General features: G+C 46.4%; 17 protein-coding genes and 2 pseudogenes. 9 read left to right on the forward strand and 10 right to left on the reverse strand.

Going from position 1 to position 19,224, the window contains the following annotated elements:
* Positions 1 to 197: 197 nt before the first annotated feature.
* Together IC230_RS33600 and IC230_RS34415 are read right to left on the reverse strand one after the other, a co-directional pair.
* Positions 198 to 815 (reverse strand): flavodoxin, encoded by a 618-nt coding sequence (locus IC230_RS33600; RefSeq protein WP_191043467.1) that lies wholly within the window; start codon positions 813 to 815, stop codon positions 198 to 200.
* 117 nt (positions 816 to 932) lie between these two features.
* Positions 933 to 1,079: pseudogene (locus IC230_RS34415) on the reverse strand (DUF4440 domain-containing protein); the annotation flags it as partial.
* Between the two features lie 264 nt (positions 1,080 to 1,343).
* Between IC230_RS34415 and IC230_RS33605 the strand changes: the two are divergent.
* A complete protein-coding gene (locus IC230_RS33605) occupies positions 1,344 to 2,354 on the forward strand; it encodes an IS110 family RNA-guided transposase (protein WP_191043468.1) in 1,011 nt (336 codons plus the stop codon).
* A 20-nt stretch (positions 2,355 to 2,374) separates the two neighbouring features.
* On the opposite strand, the pseudogene IC230_RS33610 reads toward IC230_RS33605, so the two are convergent.
* Positions 2,375 to 2,710: pseudogene (locus IC230_RS33610) on the reverse strand (nuclear transport factor 2 family protein); the annotation flags it as partial.
* Between the two features lie 51 nt (positions 2,711 to 2,761).
* Positions 2,762 to 3,613 (reverse strand): aldo/keto reductase, encoded by an 852-nt coding sequence (locus IC230_RS33615; protein WP_191043470.1) that lies wholly within the window; start codon positions 3,611 to 3,613, stop codon positions 2,762 to 2,764.
* Positions 3,614 to 3,890: 277 nt separating this feature from the next.
* Here IC230_RS33615 and IC230_RS33620 point away from each other — a divergent pair, with 277 nt between their 5' ends.
* From IC230_RS33620 to IC230_RS33630, 3 genes are all read left to right on the forward strand, one after another.
* Positions 3,891 to 4,772, forward strand: coding sequence for an SDR family NAD(P)-dependent oxidoreductase (locus tag IC230_RS33620; RefSeq protein WP_191043471.1), 882 nt, complete (start codon positions 3,891 to 3,893; stop codon positions 4,770 to 4,772).
* Between the two features lie 308 nt (positions 4,773 to 5,080).
* Entirely contained in the window at positions 5,081 to 6,001 is a 921-nt protein-coding gene (locus IC230_RS33625) for a helix-turn-helix domain-containing protein (protein WP_191043472.1), read from the forward strand.
* Positions 6,002 to 6,296: 295 nt separating this feature from the next.
* The gene (locus tag IC230_RS33630) at positions 6,297 to 7,205 is read left to right on the forward strand and encodes a helix-turn-helix domain-containing protein (RefSeq protein ID WP_191043473.1); all 909 of its coding nucleotides are present in this window, start codon (positions 6,297 to 6,299) and stop codon (positions 7,203 to 7,205) included.
* A gap of 101 nt (positions 7,206 to 7,306) precedes the next feature.
* Here IC230_RS33630 and IC230_RS33635 read toward each other — a convergent pair whose 3' ends face one another.
* Together IC230_RS33635 and IC230_RS33640 are read right to left on the reverse strand one after the other, a co-directional pair.
* Positions 7,307 to 7,729: an ArsR/SmtB family transcription factor gene (locus IC230_RS33635; protein ID WP_191043474.1), complete on the reverse strand. Its 423-nt coding sequence runs from the start codon at positions 7,727 to 7,729 to the stop codon at positions 7,307 to 7,309.
* 29 nt (positions 7,730 to 7,758) lie between these two features.
* Positions 7,759 to 8,589, reverse strand: coding sequence for a hypothetical protein (locus IC230_RS33640; protein WP_191043475.1), 831 nt, complete (start codon positions 8,587 to 8,589; stop codon positions 7,759 to 7,761).
* A gap of 279 nt (positions 8,590 to 8,868) precedes the next feature.
* On the opposite strand from IC230_RS33640, the gene IC230_RS33645 reads away from it, so the two are divergent.
* The 3 genes from IC230_RS33645 to IC230_RS33655 all read left to right on the forward strand — a co-directional run bounded on the left by IC230_RS33645 (position 8,869) and on the right by IC230_RS33655 (position 11,947).
* Positions 8,869 to 9,915 (forward strand): sensor histidine kinase, encoded by a 1,047-nt coding sequence (locus tag IC230_RS33645; RefSeq protein WP_191043476.1) that lies wholly within the window; start codon positions 8,869 to 8,871, stop codon positions 9,913 to 9,915.
* Positions 9,915 to 10,628 (forward strand): LytR/AlgR family response regulator transcription factor, encoded by a 714-nt coding sequence (locus IC230_RS33650; protein ID WP_191043477.1) that lies wholly within the window; start codon positions 9,915 to 9,917, stop codon positions 10,626 to 10,628. The genes IC230_RS33645 and IC230_RS33650 overlap by 1 nt, the downstream gene beginning before the upstream one ends.
* 95 nt (positions 10,629 to 10,723) lie before the next feature.
* Positions 10,724 to 11,947 (forward strand): PQQ-dependent sugar dehydrogenase, encoded by a 1,224-nt coding sequence (locus IC230_RS33655; protein ID WP_191043478.1) that lies wholly within the window; start codon positions 10,724 to 10,726, stop codon positions 11,945 to 11,947.
* Between the two features lie 198 nt (positions 11,948 to 12,145).
* On the opposite strand, the gene IC230_RS33660 is transcribed toward IC230_RS33655, so the two are convergent.
* Positions 12,146 to 12,892, reverse strand: coding sequence for an NrtR DNA-binding winged helix domain-containing protein (locus IC230_RS33660; protein WP_191043479.1), 747 nt, complete (start codon positions 12,890 to 12,892; stop codon positions 12,146 to 12,148).
* Between the two features lie 85 nt (positions 12,893 to 12,977).
* Positions 12,978 to 14,843, reverse strand: coding sequence for a beta-glucuronidase (gene uidA / locus IC230_RS33665; RefSeq protein ID WP_191043480.1), 1,866 nt, complete (start codon positions 14,841 to 14,843; stop codon positions 12,978 to 12,980).
* 297 nt (positions 14,844 to 15,140) lie between these two features.
* Here uidA and IC230_RS33670 point away from each other — a divergent pair, with 297 nt between their 5' ends.
* Positions 15,141 to 15,521: a hypothetical protein gene (locus IC230_RS33670; RefSeq protein WP_191043481.1), complete on the forward strand. Its 381-nt coding sequence runs from the start codon at positions 15,141 to 15,143 to the stop codon at positions 15,519 to 15,521.
* Between the two features lie 170 nt (positions 15,522 to 15,691).
* Here the strand turns inward: IC230_RS33670 and IC230_RS33675 are convergent, their stop codons facing one another.
* Positions 15,692 to 16,579, reverse strand: coding sequence for a dienelactone hydrolase family protein (locus IC230_RS33675; protein ID WP_191043482.1), 888 nt, complete (start codon positions 16,577 to 16,579; stop codon positions 15,692 to 15,694).
* Between the two features lie 178 nt (positions 16,580 to 16,757).
* Here IC230_RS33675 and IC230_RS33680 point away from each other — a divergent pair, with 178 nt between their 5' ends.
* Positions 16,758 to 17,576: a PepSY-like domain-containing protein gene (locus IC230_RS33680; RefSeq protein WP_191043483.1), complete on the forward strand. Its 819-nt coding sequence runs from the start codon at positions 16,758 to 16,760 to the stop codon at positions 17,574 to 17,576.
* A gap of 557 nt (positions 17,577 to 18,133) precedes the next feature.
* On the opposite strand, the gene IC230_RS33685 is transcribed toward IC230_RS33680, so the two are convergent.
* Complete coding sequence (locus tag IC230_RS33685) at positions 18,134 to 19,096, reverse strand: sugar phosphate isomerase/epimerase family protein (RefSeq protein ID WP_191043484.1); 963 nt, start codon at positions 19,094 to 19,096, stop codon at positions 18,134 to 18,136.
* Positions 19,097 to 19,224: the final 128 nt, after the last annotated feature.

Below are 19,224 nucleotides of genomic sequence, written 5' to 3' on the forward strand. Positions count from 1 at the left end.
GTAAAATATGATCAAAAATTAGCCTTACCTATTGTTTCTTAACACAGTTCATCCCGACGCAGGAGGGATCTTCGGGTTATTCTATGGGCTCACCCGAAGATCCCTCCTGCGTCGGGATGACAAAAAATAGCCTAATGTTTTTAGCTGAGCTATTCATGCGTGAGCACTTAAATTTATCATTCTGCTACTTGATGCTATTATTGAACTATCTTATTCTTTTTCAGCCATTTCACTACGTTTGTTTCGGCTTCTTTTGTCTTCTCTCCTTCAATAACCAGCAATTGACCATCTCTCTCTACTCCACCCCGCATCGTAAAACCTTCCAGTACGTTGCTGTTCGGACATAGTTCCTTTACGGTCTGGAACGTGCTGCCAACCCCATAGCCCGCATTGGTATTGAACGGAATGACTGTTTTGCCTTTTAGATCATATTGCTTCAAAAAGCTTTTCATGGGCGGGGGCAATTGTATGCCCCAGGTTGGAAAGCCGACGAACACTACGTCGTATTGCTGGATGTTGTCAATTTTTGTTTTCAATGGGGGCAGGAAACCCGTTTCATTTTCCTTCGCTACCTGCTCTACTGTAGCCCGGTAGTTTTCAGGGTAGGGCTTCTCTAGTTCAATGGCTACTAATTTTCCGCCTACCTGCTTGTGAATAATTTCCGCAATGGCCTTGGTGTTATTTGTTCGTGACAAATACACAATCAATACGTTGCGGGGAGCTAACGTAGCGTCAACATCAGCCGGAATGTCCTTCGTTTGTGTGGAAGAACAGGCTGAAATCAGCAGGAAAAATGTCAGCAGTAGGTGCGTCATAAATTTGATTCGTTTTACCTGTTTCCTGACTTGTTGGCTACTAGCAGGCTGTATGGTTAATCGGGGGCTAAAGCCTTCCGGTTTTCACCTTCAGTGAGGCCGAAATGAGATACTTCGTTAATGCTTGATAACGTGCGTGTCCCGAACGCTGCTAAATGTCAAGGCTAACATTTTCCAGGCATTCGCTTGTTTTTGATAAACTTCAGTAACCGTGAACTCCGTCTTGGCCTCGTTGCCCCGAACCATGGCTACCAGCGTGATGCGACCGCATCGGCCTTTAGATTTGAGCCGCTGTACGATTCCAAGAATATCCTACCTTGGGAGACCCTCAAAATGAGAGTAAACCAGTGCCAGTGGGGATGCCCTACCGTCTTCGGCTGAGTTCGCGACTCATGGATCGATTCAGGACCCCACTGGACTACTGAAGCACAAGACTCAAATAGAAATTCGGGCTAATGACCCATGAACAAGGTATTGAGTGTGCAACAGACTACTGGCTTTATTATCAATTAAAACTCATTCAAAAGTATGGAAACTTTCACGTTTTTTATTGGTATTGACATCTCCAAAGCTACCCTAGATTGGGCTGTTGACCTGGCCAACAAATTGTTGTTTCATTACCAATCATCGAATGATAAGAAAGGCATTGAAAGCTTCATCAACTACTTAACCCAACGATGTCCAGAGGCTAGTATGGGCAATAGTCTGTATTGTATGGAACACACTGGAATATATAATAATCACATCCTTAGTCTGTTGGAAGTCAATAAGGCAAATGTTTGGGTAGAACACCCTATCCATATTAAAGAAAGCTTGGGCATGATTCGCGGTAAAAATGACAAGATCGATGCCCAACGAATCGCTTTATACGCCTACAAGAATCGCGACGAAGCTCGTCTGTGGACACCTAAGCGAGAGGTTATTCAACAACTGGATCGATTGACAGCCACCCGTAGTCGCCTAGTGAAAATCCGAAAAATGCTGCAATCTCCGTTGACTGATTCCGATGGCTTTATCTCCAAAAAAGACCATACGGCTGAGAAGAAATCTTGTCATAGAACACTGGATGCACTTACCAAAGACATTAAGCAGATCCAAGCAGACATTGCTGCTACAATTGCCAATGATCCTTATTTAAAAGAACTGTATGGGTATGTACAGTCGGTTAAGGGAATTGGGCCAGCCATCGCGACGGAGCTGTTGATTATCACCAATGAATTTAAAGCTATTACTGATCCTAAAAAATTAGCTTGTCACGCTGGAGTGGTCCCTTTTGTTTATTCATCAGGTCAATATCGAGGGAAGGCTAAAACCAGTAACAAAGCGAATAAGCCTCTGAAAGCCCTCTTGCACAATGGGGCCATGTCAGCCATCCAGCATTCCCAGGAGCTAAAAGCGTATTACGTTCGTAAAACAGCCGAAGGCAAGAATGAGATGTTGGTTATTAATAACGTCTGCAATAAGCTGATTCAGCGGGTTTTTGCCTGCGTACAGCGGAAAGAAAAATATAAAGATTTTTATTCCCCCTTAGTTGCTTGAATCATAGAAATCGGTCCGATCCAGATGATGGCCGTATTGTTGCCAAACAGTTCCACTGCTGTATCATGTACATCCGCTTGCTTGTACCAGATGCTTCCGGTCTTGATGATATCGAGTTCTTCGTCCTTTTTCCACGTGCCACTCATGTGGACAAATTTTGCCTTATCGTCGAAGAGCCCGGCCAGCTTGTCCACATTCTTATCGGCCATCCACTGCCATTTATCCTTTGAGAGCGTAATGATTTCCTGCTCGGCATTCGTAGGGTTGGTTGCCGAAGAATTCACCTGGGCCGTTTGGGCGGAGGCTGACAGGATACCCATGCTGAAGAAACTCAGCCCTAGAATTAATGATTTCATGCTGGTTTTTAAGGGATTATATTGGTTTGTTGTGTTTCTTATATCCGTGATCTAACTGTTGAGTTTACGTTCTCCCAGCCATTTCACCATAGCCGGGTCACGATGATCGAAGAAGAGACTTGCGTTTGTATCCAGGCGTTTGATCGCTTCCATATCGTCAGCGCTTAACTCAAAATCAAGACTATTGAAGTTCTCTTCCATGCGTTCTTTGCGAACGGATTTGGGAATGGCCACGACGCCCCGTTGGGTAAGCCAGCGCAGGACAACCTGAGCAATGGATTTGTTGTACTTTTCGCCGATGGAACGTAGCAGTTCATTCTGAAACAGGTCGTTTTTACCTTCTGCAAAGGGGCCCCATGATTCAATCTGCACCTTGTTATCGATCATGAACTGCTGCGTGTCGATTTGCTGATGGAACGGGTGCGTTTCAACCTGATTGACCGCCGGAACGATTTCATTGTGAATAATCAGATCGATGAGTCGGTCAGGCTGGAAATTGCTGACGCCGATGGCCCGAACCTTTCCTGCTTTATAGAGTTCCTGCATGGCCCGCCACTCGCCATATACGTCCCCGAAGGGTTGATGAATCAGATACAGATCCAGATAATCGAGTTGCAGCTTTTTCAGGGAATCCTCGAAGGCCTTCTTTGTCCCCTCGTAGCCATCCGACTGAATCCAGAGCTTGGTCGTGATAAATAACTCTTCTCTATCTACGCCACTTTTTTTGATCGCCTTGCCTACAGCCTCCTCATTACCATACGAAGCCGCCGTGTCAATCAACCGATAGCCGGTGGCGATGGCATCCAGTACGCTACGTTCACATTCGGCCAGATCGGGGACCTGAAAAACACCAAATCCCAGAATGGGCATTTCCACCCCATTATTCAAAATTACTTGTTGCATAACTAGTTTACGTTGACAGGACAAAGGTCCCCTTATTTCTTTGCCCGAATGGTATACAGATTACGGGTATATCTACCAATATCCCTGATTGGGGAAGGGTGTAATGGCTTTGTTTTGACGAGTTAACTTTCCGGCAACAGCCTTGTTTAGCTCGTTCACAGTAGTCGTCATAGGCTGCGACATTCCTCATTTTGATTACAAATTCCCTCAATTAGACTACAAGTGACGACGCGTATACCCTGACCTTTGACGTATCATTAAATGACAAGTAAAAAGCATGATACATCAGCATGAAACGGTTAGCGATCGATCTGCGCCAACACCTGTAACGTCTCCTAAAGTATGGTTCATTACGGGCGCTTCCCGTGGTTTTGGGCGCGTTTGGGCCGATGCCGCCCTGAAGCGTGGCGACAAGGTGGCGGCCACCGCACGTAAACTGGCAAGCATTGCCGACCTGAATGAAACCTATGGCGACAATGTGCTAACCCTGGAACTTGACGTAACGCGGCCCGAGCAGGTAAAAACTGCCGTAGAGCAAGCTTACGCCCACTTCGGCAGACTCGATATTGTTTTTAATAATGCCGGGTATTCGCTCGTTGGCACCATTGAGGAAGCCAGCGCGGATGATATTCGTGCCCTCTACGAAACGAATATTATTGGCCCGGTTTCTGTTATTCAGGCGGCTTTGCCCTTGTTAAGAAAGCAGGGTAGCGGCCATATTCTCGGCACATCGAGTAACCTGGGTCACGTAACGTTACCTGTGATTGGCTACTATTGTTCGTCGAAATGGGCATTCGAAGCGATCCATGAAAGCCTGGCCACGGAGGTTAAACCGTTTGGTATTAAGGTAACCATTATTGAACCGGGGGCTTATGCCACCGAGTTTGGCAGTCAGGAATCCCTGAAGTTCGCGCAAGGGCTCGACATTTATGCTGATTTTAAAGCGCATTTCTTCGGGAATCTACGCTCTTTGGAACGAGGTGATCCGAAGGCAACACCCGAAGCGCTTTTCAACGTAGTGGATGCCGAAAATCCTCCGCTACGCTTCTTTCTGGGCAGTCATAATTTGCCCTGGGTACGTACCGCCTATGCGGAACGGATGGCAACCTGGGAAGAATGGGCAGACGTTTCCAACGCGGCTCAGGGTCAGGCCTGCTAAGGAACCCGGACACAGAAAAATTGCTTGATAATGCATCCGTGATAACCGATCGTTAGGCTAACTACCGGTTATCCTATTTTACAGGCTTGCTTATAAAATGCCGTAGTCGGACGGCCGAAGCCGCATGGAATCTTTGTAGAGCAAAGTTGAATTGTTTTTTAGAACTCCGTAGGAGTGACATAATTATCCGAAGATATCACTCCTACGGAGTTCTAGATGGATAACAAGACTGCTTTTTCTACAAAGATTCCACCTCTACGAGGTTGTGTTTTTTATAAGAAAACCCTACATGTTTTAGGTACTGAGCTATGAAAAAAGAAGAAAACAGCCCGTATAAAATTGAATCGCTAACTGACGCGCACCGGGCCTTTGGTTTACCAACACCGAAACATCCATTGGTCAGTTTGATCAACGGCGCTCATACCCCCGTAGCCATGAATGCAATACCTGGCTCTCATGTACTGGGTTTCTATAAAATATCGTACAAACCAAAACTCAGTGGCAGATTAAAGTACGGCCAGAGTTATTATGATTTTGATGAAGGGGGGTTGTTATTCGCGGCTCCCGGCCAGGTGATTGGCAGCAGTGAGAACGATGGCACCATCTGTTCGCAGTATACGCTGCTCATTCATCCGGATTTCTTTTTAGGGTACCCCCAGGCCAAAACCATAAAGCAGTACGGCTTCTTCTCGTATTCGACCCATGAAACGCTGCATCTTTCGGAAGATGAAAAAGAAACGATCATTGAGATCTTTAAAATGATCGAAAAGGAATTGAATAGCCGAATCGACGACTTCAGCCAGGCCGTTGTTATTTCTCAAATTGAGCTATTGATGAACTATGCGAATCGTTTTCACAAACGTCAGTTCATTACCCGCAAAGCTGTAAACCACAATCTCTTACAAAACCTGGAAGACGTATTGGATCAGTATTTTACCAATGAAACCTCGTTAAGCCAGGGATTGCCAACGGTCAGCTATCTGGCAGAGTACCTAAACCTGTCGCCAAGTTATTTAAGTGATATGTTACGGTCGTTGATCGGCCAGAATGCACAGCACTATATTCACGATAAACTGATTGAAAAAGCAAAAGAAAAACTGTCTACCACCAATTTATCAGTAAGCGAAGTGGCTTACGCGTTGGGATTCGAGCACTCCCAATCGTTCAGTAAACTCTTCAAAACGAAAACGAACCTGTCGCCACTGGAATTCAGACGGTCGTTCAATTAAATAGATTGTCAACGATTGTTCCTACTGTAATGCATGGGTAAGTAGGAAAGTAACGTATCATCCGATATTACTTGATTCGTTGCGCCGATGCATCGAAGGTATGCAGGAGCCCTTTGATGCGTTGGCGTCCACGATTGAGGCCTAAATCCGCTTTTTCGGGTAACACATTGCGATCTCGTCGACCACCGCCGTATACAGATTACGGATATACCTACCAATATTCCTGATTCGTAGGGGCTTATCCGTGATGGGGCGAATAATGCAGTAATTTTGACATAGAGAAATCAATAGCGACATGGATACCCTGCGACGATTTGAGACAATAAGCGATTACAACGCATTCAACAATAATGAAACACTCCACCCAATGGTGAGTGTGGTTGACTTATCGAAGGCGGCTCCCCGACAGGGTTCCCGGATGTATTTCGGTTTCTACACCATATTCCTGAAAGATGTAAAATGTGGTGATTTGGTATATGGTCGGCATACGTATGATTATCAGGAAGGAACACTGGTTTTCCTGGCACCGGGACAGGTGGCGGGGATGAACAGCAATGGAGAAACGTATCAGCCCAAAGGGTATGCGCTGGTTTTTCATCCTGATTTAATTCATGGTACTGCTCTGGGACGGCATATTCAGGAATATACGTTCTTCGGCTACCAATCCTACGAAGCCTTGCACGTGTCCAAACGAGAAAGGGAGCTTGTGCTGGATTGCTTTTCGAAAATTGAATACGAATTGGAGCATGCCATTGACAAACACAGCAGGAAGCTGATTGCCAACAACATTGAATTGTTTTTGAATTATTGCGTCCGCTTTTACGATCGCCAGTTTATTACTCGGAATCATGTGCATCAGGGTGTTTTGGAGCGGTTTGAGAATTTATTAAACGCTTACTATCAGACCGATAAACCACAGACGATTGGGTTGCCTTCGGTGGCCTACTGCGCCAGTGAACTAAATTTATCGGCTAACTACTTTGGTGACCTGATCAAAAAAGAAACCGGCAAAACCGCCCAGGAATACATCCAGTCGAAGGTCATTGACGTAGCCAAAGAACGAATATTTGACTCGGACAAATCGGTTAGTCAAATCGCCTATGACTTAGGCTTTAAGTATCCCCAGCATTTTATCCGGCTGTTCAAACAACGGGTTGGGCAAGCCCCTAATGAGTATCGTCGGACCGCCGAAGCAGATGCTTGATTAATTGTAATCTGGTTTGTTAAACGATGTGTGGAATCAGCCACAACTCCTCCCCAATATGTATCGCAAATCCACATTTTAACTGTTAAGCTTATTGTGGATTACATAAAAACGTGCGTTTCTCTCGGTGTGAAGATCTCAGGAACGGGTACCGCTTTATCGTCAATCCGCTTTGAATTTTGGCTGAATCGGTCTTGAAAGAACGTACCAAATCCGGCTGAAACGGCTTTTTCTGATAAGCCGAAATAGATTTCCCGCCCTTTCCGTAGTTTTTTGACCAAGTGCTTCTTATGCATATAGCGTAAATTGCTATAGATGATAAATTGATCGACTCCCGGTAAATGATCCTGAAGCGTAGGAATACTGACAATACGTTCTTTGACTAAAATCGTAATGATTTGAATACGTAGTGGATGCCCCATTGCCTTAAGCATATCCGCTAATTGAATAACTCCCTGCTGATCACAAATCATGCTGCCTGATTGCTTTGGCACTAAATAAGATGGGACGATTAGTTTGCTCATTTGTCGTACATACGAGTGGTCTAATTCAGCTATAAATCAATGTTGACAGGCATAAGCAAAGGCTTTTTCTCAGCCTGATTTTGCTCATTGGTTGCCTCCTTTCTGACGACAGAGTTGGGCGGTTGAATACTATAAGCAAACCGGGTATCCTGTCGTCTTATGTTGTAGATGAACGGCTTGTTATCAATCTGAACGACAACCTGATACGAATCCTGAGGAAGTGCCGATAAATCCAGTTTACGCCGGTACTGATCATGGTTGGTAAACTCCTCGTAGAGCGTCCTGTCTCTTTGATCCGCCACCAGTATTTTATAGCGTAATCGTTCGGGGTTATCGACGATCAGGTACAGTTTACCAATCGAATTGACATAGGCATGCACCCGATACGTAGCGTCTGCCGACGGAGCATTTTGCGGGCTGTTCGACCGGACCGTTACGTTGGGTGGCGTCGGTAACTCAGGCGTTGGTGGTAAGATTTCGGTTTTGATCCGTGACGTTACCAATTGATTGGCCAGCAACTGTTCTAATAATTGATCGAACTGCTTTTGATTTTTCCGGCTGAGCTTGACCCACTTTTCGGGCAGGTTTTCTACGTAGAGGAGTTGATTATTAGGTCCAAAAAACTGGATCAACGTAGTGCGACTAGCGGCCTCCGTTTTCAGTCGCCAATAGCCCCGGCTCGAATCAGCAACAGTTTGTTGAGTCGTTTGATCAAACTGTGCTTTTCCCATTTGAGCGTGGAGTAGCAGGCATACAGCAAGCCATATATAATTGGGCTGCTTAATGCTGGCCAGATTCGTAAAAAAGGACGTAGCAGAATTGGCTAGTCGTTGGCGTGCGATGGTTCGAGAAAGTTGCATAGACAAGGAGTTGTTTGACGAAATACGATTTAAGGTTGTACTACCGTCAGCAAAGCAACGCACTACGTCTATACACGAAAGGCATTTTAGACCAACAACCAAATCGCTCCTTCACACGACGGCTGGTACTCACGTAGTGCAGTTGGTCGAGAAAATTGGTTGTTTGTCGAAGGATTCTCCTTTTGAGGAGTTTACACACGCAGTTGGTCAAATCAGGCGACTTCTGATGAGAAGTTAACTGTACTTTTACGCCCTCATTGTGAAACAAATACGTGGATAATGGCTCGTTTTGGTGCGCTTAAACCCTACCGGGAAATCGGAGCACAGGGACTTTTCTGGCTGGGTTATTTTCTGTTTGAATGGCTCAATACGGGGGCTTACCTGGATAACTTTCAGCAGAGTTTCTATGGCATCTCGCTGAATATCCCCCTATTAATTATAGCGGGGTACTGGCATCTGCTGGTTACCGTCCGACACTTTTTACTGTCCGGCCGTATGGCGGGTTTCTGGGCCAGTTTACTCGGGGGAATCCTGGTTTTTGGGCTGCTTCGGCGAGCCATTAACTATACCTGGCTTTATCCGGCCTATTACCCGGATGGCCTGCTCAAACCCTACCTATATTGGCCAAAAATCCTGGCCGAATCCATGCAGTTGCATTTAGTAGTGGCTCTCTTTGTGGCGGTTAACCTGGTTCGGCATGCCCTGCATCAGCAGCAGCTTAGTGAGACGTACCGTCGGGAAAAACTATCGGCTGAGTACCGTTTGCTTCAGTCCCAGGTTCAGCCCCATTTTCTGTTCAATACGTTAAATAACCTGATCTCTGTTTCGATGCATCAGCCAGCTCAGATGCCGAATTTGTTGCAACGATTGGCCGGTCTGCTGAGCTATCAGCTCCACGAAAGCCATCGCTCAACGGTACCGATCACCAAAGAAATAGCGTATTTGACGGACTATATTTCGCTGGAACAGATTCGCTATGCCGACCGTCTGGACGTCATGACAAACTTCGATGAGTTGACCGGGATGACGAATTTGATGATCCCACCGATGCTGCTCTTACCCTTTGTGGAGAATGCCTTCAAGCACGGAGCGGCCCAAACCGAAGAGGCCTGCTGGATTCAACTGCATTTGTCACGTAATGGTAACCGCCTGATTTTTTCGGCCGAAAACTCGCTACCTGATGAACTAACCAGCGCATCTACAACGGGTTTAGGATTAACCAATTTAAAAAAACGACTGGATATTCTCTTTCCCGATAACTACGAGTTAGTCACACTTAGGGAGGATAGTCAGTTTCTGGCCGTCTTAAAATTTAATGTAAACTGATGGCGATACGTTGTTTTGTGCTCGATGATGAGCCGCTAGCCACTGATTTGCTGGAAGACTATATCGGTCGGTTACCCGATCTGGAACTGATTGGCGTGTCTAACAGCCCTACGCAAGCCTTACGAACGTTGCAGCAAACGCCTGTCGATGTTATTTTTTTGGATATTCAGATGCCCCGCTTAACTGGATTCGATTTACTACGTCCATTAGGCTACCGACCGAAAGTAATTTTCACGACAGCCTTTCGGGAGTATGCATTGGATAGCTACGAATTTGATGTACTGGATTTTCTGGTAAAACCCATCTCGTTTGAGCGCTTCCTCCAGTCAGTAGGCAAGATTTACCGCTTTTCACCCGCAACGCCCATCCTATCAGAAACCCCTGAACCGACAAAAATCAGTAAAGACTATCAATACTTCAAAGTCGACAAAGAGATGGTCAAACTCTTTCTGGAAGATATTTTATGGATTGAAAGCCTAAAAGATTACGTGCGGATTCACACCGTATCAGGCACGCTAGTGTCTTATCTACGAATCAGTTATCTCGAAGAAAAACTACCGCCCGATCGATTTGTCCGGATTCATAAATCGTTTATTGTCGCGCTGGATCACATTCAGGCCGTCAGCGCTACGTACATTCGAATCAATAATGAAGAGATTCCCATTGGCCGAATCTACAAAGCCAAACTCGAAGAAGTTCTCCAGCGCGATTGAGCTGAGTAGGATTATTATGTACGAAACTCTGTTTGTTTGGTAAGCGTATTCATAGAAACCCCAAAATTCACATTACTTAACTAGCTGAATCAACAATGAAAACCCAATTTCTGCTATTCATAGCAGGTGCCTCGCTGGCATTGCCATCTTGCGGCCAAACTACGTCTGACAACACAACGGCTTCTACGCAAACCAGTCCTGTCGAAACCAAAGAGCCCAATTCAGACTATAAACCGGCTTTTGCCGGTCAGACCCGAATTGCTGGCGTAAAATCAGCCACGAATTACGAAGGCAAAGTGCTAACCGAAGCGCTTAAATTTCCGTGGGGGATTACGAGCCTGCCCGATGGCCGTCTGCTTGTTACCGAGCGAGAAGGAACGATGCGTATTGTTACCCCAGCCGGTAAAGTAGGCGAAGCGATTACAGGCCTTCCAAAAGTTAATCCATCGGGTCAGGGTGGGCTATTGGGTATTCGGGTTGATCCCGCTTTTGAGACAAACCGAATGGTCTATTGGGTGTTTTCCGAACCCAGCGCTGAGGGCAATCTGACAGCCGTTGCCAAAGGGAAACTCTCTGCCGATGAGAAAAAGATTGAGGGTGCTACGGTCATTTATCGAGCCACACCCGCTTATAAAGGAAACCTGCATTATGGCGGACGGATTCTGGTTGCCAGTGATGGTAATCTAATCATCAGCACCGGAGAGCGGTCGGATCTGGTCACCCGGCCACAAGCCCAGTCGCTCAACTCAGGCCTAGGCAAAGTGATACGTATCACGAAAGACGGTAAACCCGCTGCTGGTAACCCATTTGCGGGTCAGGCAGATGCGCGCCCGGAATTGTATTCGTATGGACACCGGAACGTACAAAGCCTGGCGTTCGATCCGGTAACGGGCGATTTGTGGGAAGCTGAATTTGGGCCACGAGGAGGTGATGAACTCAATCATATTAAACCCGGCAAGAATTACGGCTGGCCAACCATTACCTACGGAATCGAATACAGTGGCAAAAAAGTGGGCGACGCCATTCAGCAGAAAGACGGACTGGAGCAGCCCGTTTATTACTGGGACCCGGTCGTTTCACCCAGTGGCATGACGTTCTATAACAGTGATCGCATCCCGGAGTGGAAAAATAATCTCTTTATCGGTTCGCTGAGCGGCATGCACCTCCTTCGGCTTATCATCAAGAATGACAAAGTAGTTGGTGAAGAGCGGTTGCTGGCGGATCAGTATCAGCGTTTCCGGGACGTAACGCAGGGAAAAGATGGTGCCTTGTACGCGGTCACGGATCAGGGACGATTGTACCGCGTCGATAAAAAATAACAGTCGTCACGCAGAGTCAGCCACTTTGCGGGTAATCTAGTGTTGCTGTGTAGCTTTTAAATACGTTGCCTGCCTCGACAACTAGTCGAGGCAGGTTTTTTTATGGACTATACTGGTATCTATCCACTAGGGAGAACGTTATGGATAAACTTTATCTCCCTGTTTGGTTCGAGTGGAGCCTATGACGTAGCACAAAAATTATTTCTGAAAGCGGTATAGATAAGGCGCCTTGTTGGCTGCACCCGTGTATATTTTCTCAAGCCGTTCTAATGCATTCATACTCAGAATCTTTTTCTGGAAATTGTTCCTCGCAAACGGCTTATCAAAGATGGTTTCGTAAAGTTCCTGTACATCCTTCATCGTAAAGGTTTCGGGAAGCAGGTTAAAGGCATTCAATTTTTGATCGAGGGTTAGTCGAAGCGTTTCCAGGGCCTTTTCTACGATCTCATTGTGGTCCATAATCATCTGGGGGAGGTGCTTAACCGCGTACCATTCAATGGACTGATCGAGATCCGTTTTTTGCGGAATAACCTTAGTGAGGTCCACTAAGGCATAATAACCAATAGAGATGAACCGCCGGATGAACCAGTCATATTCTCGCCTGATGGTTGGTTCTTCACGCAAATTCTCAGGATTACGAGCAACCAACTCAGGATTCAACTCAATCAGCCGATCCAAAAAGGCTCTGCTGTTGCGGCCCGCCTTGCCCATTACCTGAAACTGTTCCAGGTAAACGTCTTTAATACCCGTTCGGTCTTGAAGTATTCGGCGGGCAGCTTCATCAATATCCTCATCCTGATACACAAATCCGCTGGGTAAAGCCCAAAAATCACCCTGAAAATAGAGTTTGGGTACCAAAACGTTGAGTTGCCTGTCTTTATAACCAAAGATGACACAATCAATGGAAAGTTGTTGAACATAGTCTTGCTCACTTGGAGGATGCATACAAGATCAATTAATACCCTGAAGAAGTCAGCGCCAAACTTAGTGCTTAGTGCTCACTTACGGCTAACTACGTTTTCTGAAGAAGCTATTTTTTTGTCCAGCGAGAGCGTAAATAATAGGCAGCCGCTTTGGGCTTTCGGTCACGGGTGAAAACCCCTTTGTAATTCATACCTCCAAAACGGATGATGCCCTGCCCGGTTTTGAAGTCTGAAAATGCCCATACGTGCATGCCTGCTACGAAGTCCCGGCTGGCTGCTACGTCGAGATAGGCCTTGATGAAGTTGGTCTGGAATTCTTCCGTAAACATCTCCGGCTCATCGGTATGCATACCTGGATACGTATCGGCGCCGAATTCCGTAATCATCACCGGCTTGTTGAATTTTTTGTGCAAACCATCGATCTCCATGGCCAGTAGTTTCGTTGCTCCGTTCATGTCGCCCGCGTGCGTATACCAGCCGTAATACCGGTTGATGCAGATTATATCGGACATCCCGACCCACTCGGGAGGACCACCCATCACCCCAACCAGAACCGCTAACCGCGTCTTGTCTTTCTGCTTGACCAGGTCAAAAAGCTCCTTAAACGCAGCAAGACTCTGCGGAGTAGCTTCCCGACCGCTCGCACCCCCATTGACACTCACATCTCTCGGAAAAGGCTCGTTGGCCACGCACCACATAATTACTGAGGGATGATTTTTGTCCCGGCTAATGAGCTCGTTAATATACTGCTTACACATCGCTTGCCGCTGGGCCAGTTCAGTGGTATCGCCGTGGAAATATAAACCAACCGCCGGAATTTCGTCGATGACCAAAAAGCCTTCCCGGTCGGCCATGCGCATGAACTCCTCGTCGTACGGATAGTGCGACGTACGGAATGAATTTGCGCCTGTCCATTTCATCAGCGAGAAATCTTTGACAATGACCGGATTAGCGGCTCCCCGGCCGAAAATAGGGAAGTCTTCGTGTTTGCCGAATCCTTTCAGGAAAATAGGTTTGCCGTTGAGCAATAGCTGATTGCTGGTAGCATTGATCGTTCGTACGCCAGTCTCCAATTGGTAATGGTCGAAGGTGGTTTTAGCATCACCAATTGTTACGTTAACAGTATACAGGTAGGGATCATCGGGCGACCACAGGCGAACGTTTGGAATGGAAATGGTCGTACTGGCTACGTTGTTGGTAAAACGGATTACCGCTTCATAGTTCTGTCCGCTGCCCGAGATTACAACTTTGCCCTGAGTAGCTTTACCCTCGGTAGCAACCGTTACGTCGACATGGCCCGTGGTGTTGGTGAAGCCTGTTTTTACCGTAATATCTTTTATGTAGGCTACGTTGGGGAGAGAATATAGCCACACATCCCGATGTAAACCTGCATAAGGAAAGAAGTCATAGTTTGATTTTGGAAAGTTCGAGAAAGGACTGCCTGCTACGTTGCCGGTGGGTACACGCGTTGGCTTAAGAATGTTTTCAAGCTGAATAGAGATGCGATTGGTGGCGCCCCAGTTGATAAACGAACTGATGTCAAAGGCAAAAGGCAGGTTTCCCCCTTCGTGTTTACCGACGGCCTTGCCGTTGATCCAGACTTTGGCTGCATACGTAGCAGACCCAATGCGGATAAAGATATGGTGGCCTTTCCAGCTGCTGGGAACGTAGGTTTCTTTCTCATACCAAACTACACCTAGGTAATCCCGACTGTCGGTGAACTGCTCGTTCCAACTCCCCGGAACCGCAATAGATCGTGTTTCAGTCAGACCGTTTTGCCAATTTTCTTTCTCGCCAACTTCCAGTGAGTCTTTTTTGAACTGCCACATACCGGATAGGTTCAGGGTATTTCGAAGATCGTTCTGTTGCGGAAACAGCGCGATACGTGAAGGGTCAGTGGAACTGACTGATTGGGCCAGACAGGGGGCCATCCACACTGCGAGAAGTAGCGTGAGCAAGTAGTTATGAGTCATTGAGTGAGGAGTAAGCGAATCAGGCATATGGACGAAAGATTGCATTACAAAGGTATACAATTGTAAAAAAATTATTGTCTATTTTAGTAGACAATAAGAAATTTTCTTTTTTATCTTTGCTTATCAATTGAAATACAGCTCGCTAGGGTAGAGGTAAACGGTCGTGAAGGTCGCCGATACGTGTCCCTACATTTTGTTCACAGGACTTTCGCTCACCGGGTTTTAACCCGGTGAGCGAAAGTCCTAATTCAGTACGTTTCATAATTCATAAACCAACAGTTCAAATCAATCACAACAATGAAAAAAGCTAGCACGATTTTATTCCTTTTATTGCTGAGTGTAGCGTTTATGGGTTTTTCGCAAACCGCTGCGCCGACTGACTTCTTCGCTGGAAAATGGGAGATTAGTGTAACAGGCACACCACAGGGAGATTCTAAATTATTGGCAGACCTGGTGCGAAAAGATGGTAAACTGACCGGTCAGTTGACAAATATGGCCGATCCTACGGGAGAGAAAATCCCCATTAACAGCATTGAGGAAAATGGAGATAAAATGGGTATGGCCTTTACGGCGCAGGGCTACGATGTCACGATCGACCTGAGCAAGGTGGACGATAACAATCTCAAAGGTACTCTGATGAATATGTTTGACGCTAAAGCCAAAAGGGTAAATCCGTAAGGAAAATTTGTTCTATCCGGCCGAAATGGTCAGGAAAACAAGGACGGTAGCAAATGTTCGCTACCGTCCGATTCATTTGTAGGCGCTGGATTAGAGTGAGGTGGCTGACCTGATAGGTTTTCTTTGTCTCAAGCCCCAGTTAAATAAAAAATTACCTGCCTGCCTATCCGCTACGTTAATTTCTCATTGAAAAAGTCAAGGGTACGCTTCCAGGCAAGTTCGGCAGCGGCTTTGTCATAACGAGGGGTTGTATCATTATGAAAGCCATGGTTTGCATTGGGATAGATGTATGCTTTGTATTCTTTATGATTCTGTTTTAATGCTTCTTCATACGCGGGCCACCCCGCATTAACGCCTTTGTCCAGTTCACCAAAGTGGAGTAGGAGAGGAGCTTTTATCTTGGGAACGTCTTCGCTCGCTGGCTGACCACCGTAAAACGGAACCGCTGCAGCTAAATCGGGAACGCGCACAGCCATCATGTTGGCGATCCAACCACCGAAGCAAAAACCGACAACACCTATTTTTCCGTTGCAGTCTTTGTTACTTTTCAGGTAGTCGTAGGCTGCTATAAAGTCTTCCAGCATTTCATTTCGATCTCGCTTACTTTGCATTGTCCGGCCTTCGTCATCATTACCCGGATAGCCTCCTAGTGGCGTTAACGCATCCGGCGCAATCGACACAAATCCGGCCAAAGCGGCTCTCCTGGCTACGTCGGCAATATGCGGATTCAACCCCCGGTTTTCATGAACTACGACAATGCCCCCGAGTTTCTTTTGGGTATTCGCTGGCATCGATAGCAAGGCTTTGATAGTTCCGCCCCCTTTCGGTGACTGGTAGGTGACGTAGTCTGATTTTAAGCGGGGATCATCGGGTTTAACCTGGATTGCGCCCTGATAATCGGGCATGAGAAAGCCCATGAGCGACGTTACCGTAATACCGCCGACGGCATAGGTAGATAGTTTTTGCACAAAGTCACGCCGGTCGATTCGGCTATGTGCATAGTCATCATATAAGTCAAACACTTCCTGTTTGATATCTTCTTTTTTGATTTCGTTCATAGTCGTCTGGATACGATTTTTTCCTAAATCTAACGAATTCATATCACGGGAATAAATTTTATAGAACCAGCATCTTGGCTTATAGACAACTAAGGGATAAGTCGTAAGACTGACGGGCTGCAACGAATCGAAAATAAGTCGCGTATTCGGCTTCAGTAAACTTAATACGTTACCCATAATGAAAAACTTAGTTATTACGGGCCTGATCGCCCTGTTCGGTGCAACCATCTGGAGTTGCAACCAGAACCAAACCGTTTCGCCTGATACGAACATCAGTGCGGCCCGGTTGTCTGCTGACTCAACCGGTTTTTTCTGCCGGGACAGTTTAACGAAAATTGAGGTGTCGGCGCTGCCTGCCACGGTGACTAGCTACATCTCGACGAGCTATGCGGGTGCAACGATTGACTATGCTGCTACAGATGATGCGGGTAATTTCCTGGTGGCTATTACGCAAAATGATCAGCGAAAAGCGTTGCTGTTTAATGCAGACGGTAGCTTCAACAAAGAGTTGTCGTTACGTGGCGGAGGTAAGGATCGCGGTGGCAAAGGTCATGGCGGCAAAGGAGGAAAAGGAGGAGACCGCGATAGTCTAACGAGAGTGACTGTCGCTAATTTACCGACCGCTATTACGTCTTACATCACAACCAATTATGCCAGTGCAACTATCGTCACGGCTGCCCTGGATGCTACCCGTGGCTATCTGGTGATGATCAAACAAGGTACGGATCGGAAAACTCTGCTTTTCGGCACCGATGGTACGTTCACGCAGGAAATTGTCCGGGGATTGGGTAAAGATTACACCACCATCAACGCAAGCGCTTTGCCAACGGCTGTAACGTCCTACATTACAACGAAGTACGCCGGAGCTACGATCAAAGTGGCAGGGAAAAGCAGCACCGGACAATTTAAGGTGGTCATACAGCCCACCAGTGGCCGGACTATTGAGCTGTTGTTTGCGGCTGACGGTACGTTCGTTCAGGCCAGAAAAGGTCGTTGATCGCCTAAAAAGCGCGATGCTGGACGAGTATAGCTGCGCTTGACTGCTCAAAAAAGCCGGTCTCGCTCCGCCAAACTGCATGAAAGGTTAAGAGACGGGTAAGCTTCAGCATACGGTTTTGCTCATTAAAAAGCCGCGTCAGAAGGTTCTGTACGCGGCTTTTGTGCCAACGGATCAGTACGGTGTCCCCGGTTGGTCGGCCAGATGATACGTCCTGTACCCTAAAAATGCTCAACTAAACTTCTGAAACCAGATTTAGGATTGTTGGCTAAAAAAGCTTGCTAATAAGCCAGATAATCTCTCTTATACCTTGAGGGTGGTTAGGATGACCGAATGGCGTACGTTGATGTAAATCGGTCGGCAACAGATACCGTGTCTCTTCAGAAGCCTTTTTTATAGAAATCTCAGAAAAGACCCGTGGCTATTATACATCCCGAAATTCCCGGAAAAAGGCTCATTACCCAGTGCCAAATGATTCTGACCTGAGCAATGAGCAGATAATAGATTTAGTAAACTAATATTGAGACAGACCTATACGAGAAGCCTTCGAATCTTCTCTATATATCATAAGTAAAGGCTTTTCTGAGAACTTCAAGGCTTTTGGGGACGGCTATATTCGGGTCTTCTTTGCCCTCGAATTCTAATGATACAAAACCTTTATAATTCGCCTTCTGGAATATTTTGCCGATACGTGAGTAATCCATGTCTTTATCATAAAAAGTGCCTCCGCCGTAATACGTTTTCGCCTGAACGATGGTAGCATAAGGGGCCAGCCGTTCGAGCCCTGCGTACGGCTCTCCGACAAAGTTTCCTGTGTCGACGTTCAATCCCATAGCTGGTGAACTCTTCAGCGCGTGGTACATTCTAAGCAGATAATCGGTGTTAGAGGACAGTCCCCAGTGATTTTCTAACGCCAGCGTTACCCCCGCTTTTTCGGCATAGGCCAGACATTCCCCCATTCCTTCAATAACCCACTTAATACCATCCTCGTCAGTATAGCCTGCAAGGGGTGGTTCGATGCCTGTTTTATAATAGTCCGTTTGGATTTTATTTTTAACCGTGCCCCAACTGCCGGTATTCATCCGAACACAGGGAATGCCCATCTGAGTAGCAATATTTATGCACTTAAACGTATGCTCAATATCCGCTTTCCGTTTAGCGAGATCGGGCTGAAGGAAATTCTGGTGGATGGATAGCAGTGGTATAGAAAGCCCACAATCAAAAGCCAGTCGCTTTAATTTGTTTTGATAAGTGATCGACTCGTCTGCCATTTGTCTATGTAATACTTCGACACCATCAAAGCCTAGCCGGGCCGCTTCTTCGATTACTTTTTCGATTGGGAATTTCTGGGGTGTAAAATGCCAATAGGAATAGCTGGAAACGCTAATGGGAATTCTTCGGGCTACTGTCGGCTTCAGTTTAGCCTCTGCTTCCGGGAATTGCCCTAGTAGAAAAGTGGTCCCGAGTAACGAAGATTTCTTAAGCCATTCCCTTCTTGAATTTCTGTCAAAATTTTGCATAAACGGTAGGTGTTCAGGAGTAAAATAAAGAAGCTAAAACTGAAGTTGCGTAAAGTTTAAGATGTCGCATCAGAAGGCCGCAAAAGGCCAACCAATGTAGAGCTAGCCAATTACTGGCCTTGGTTTCA

The organism is Spirosoma validum, from assembly GCF_014699035.1.
Lineage (GTDB): Bacteria > Bacteroidota > Bacteroidia > Cytophagales > Spirosomataceae > Spirosoma > Spirosoma validum.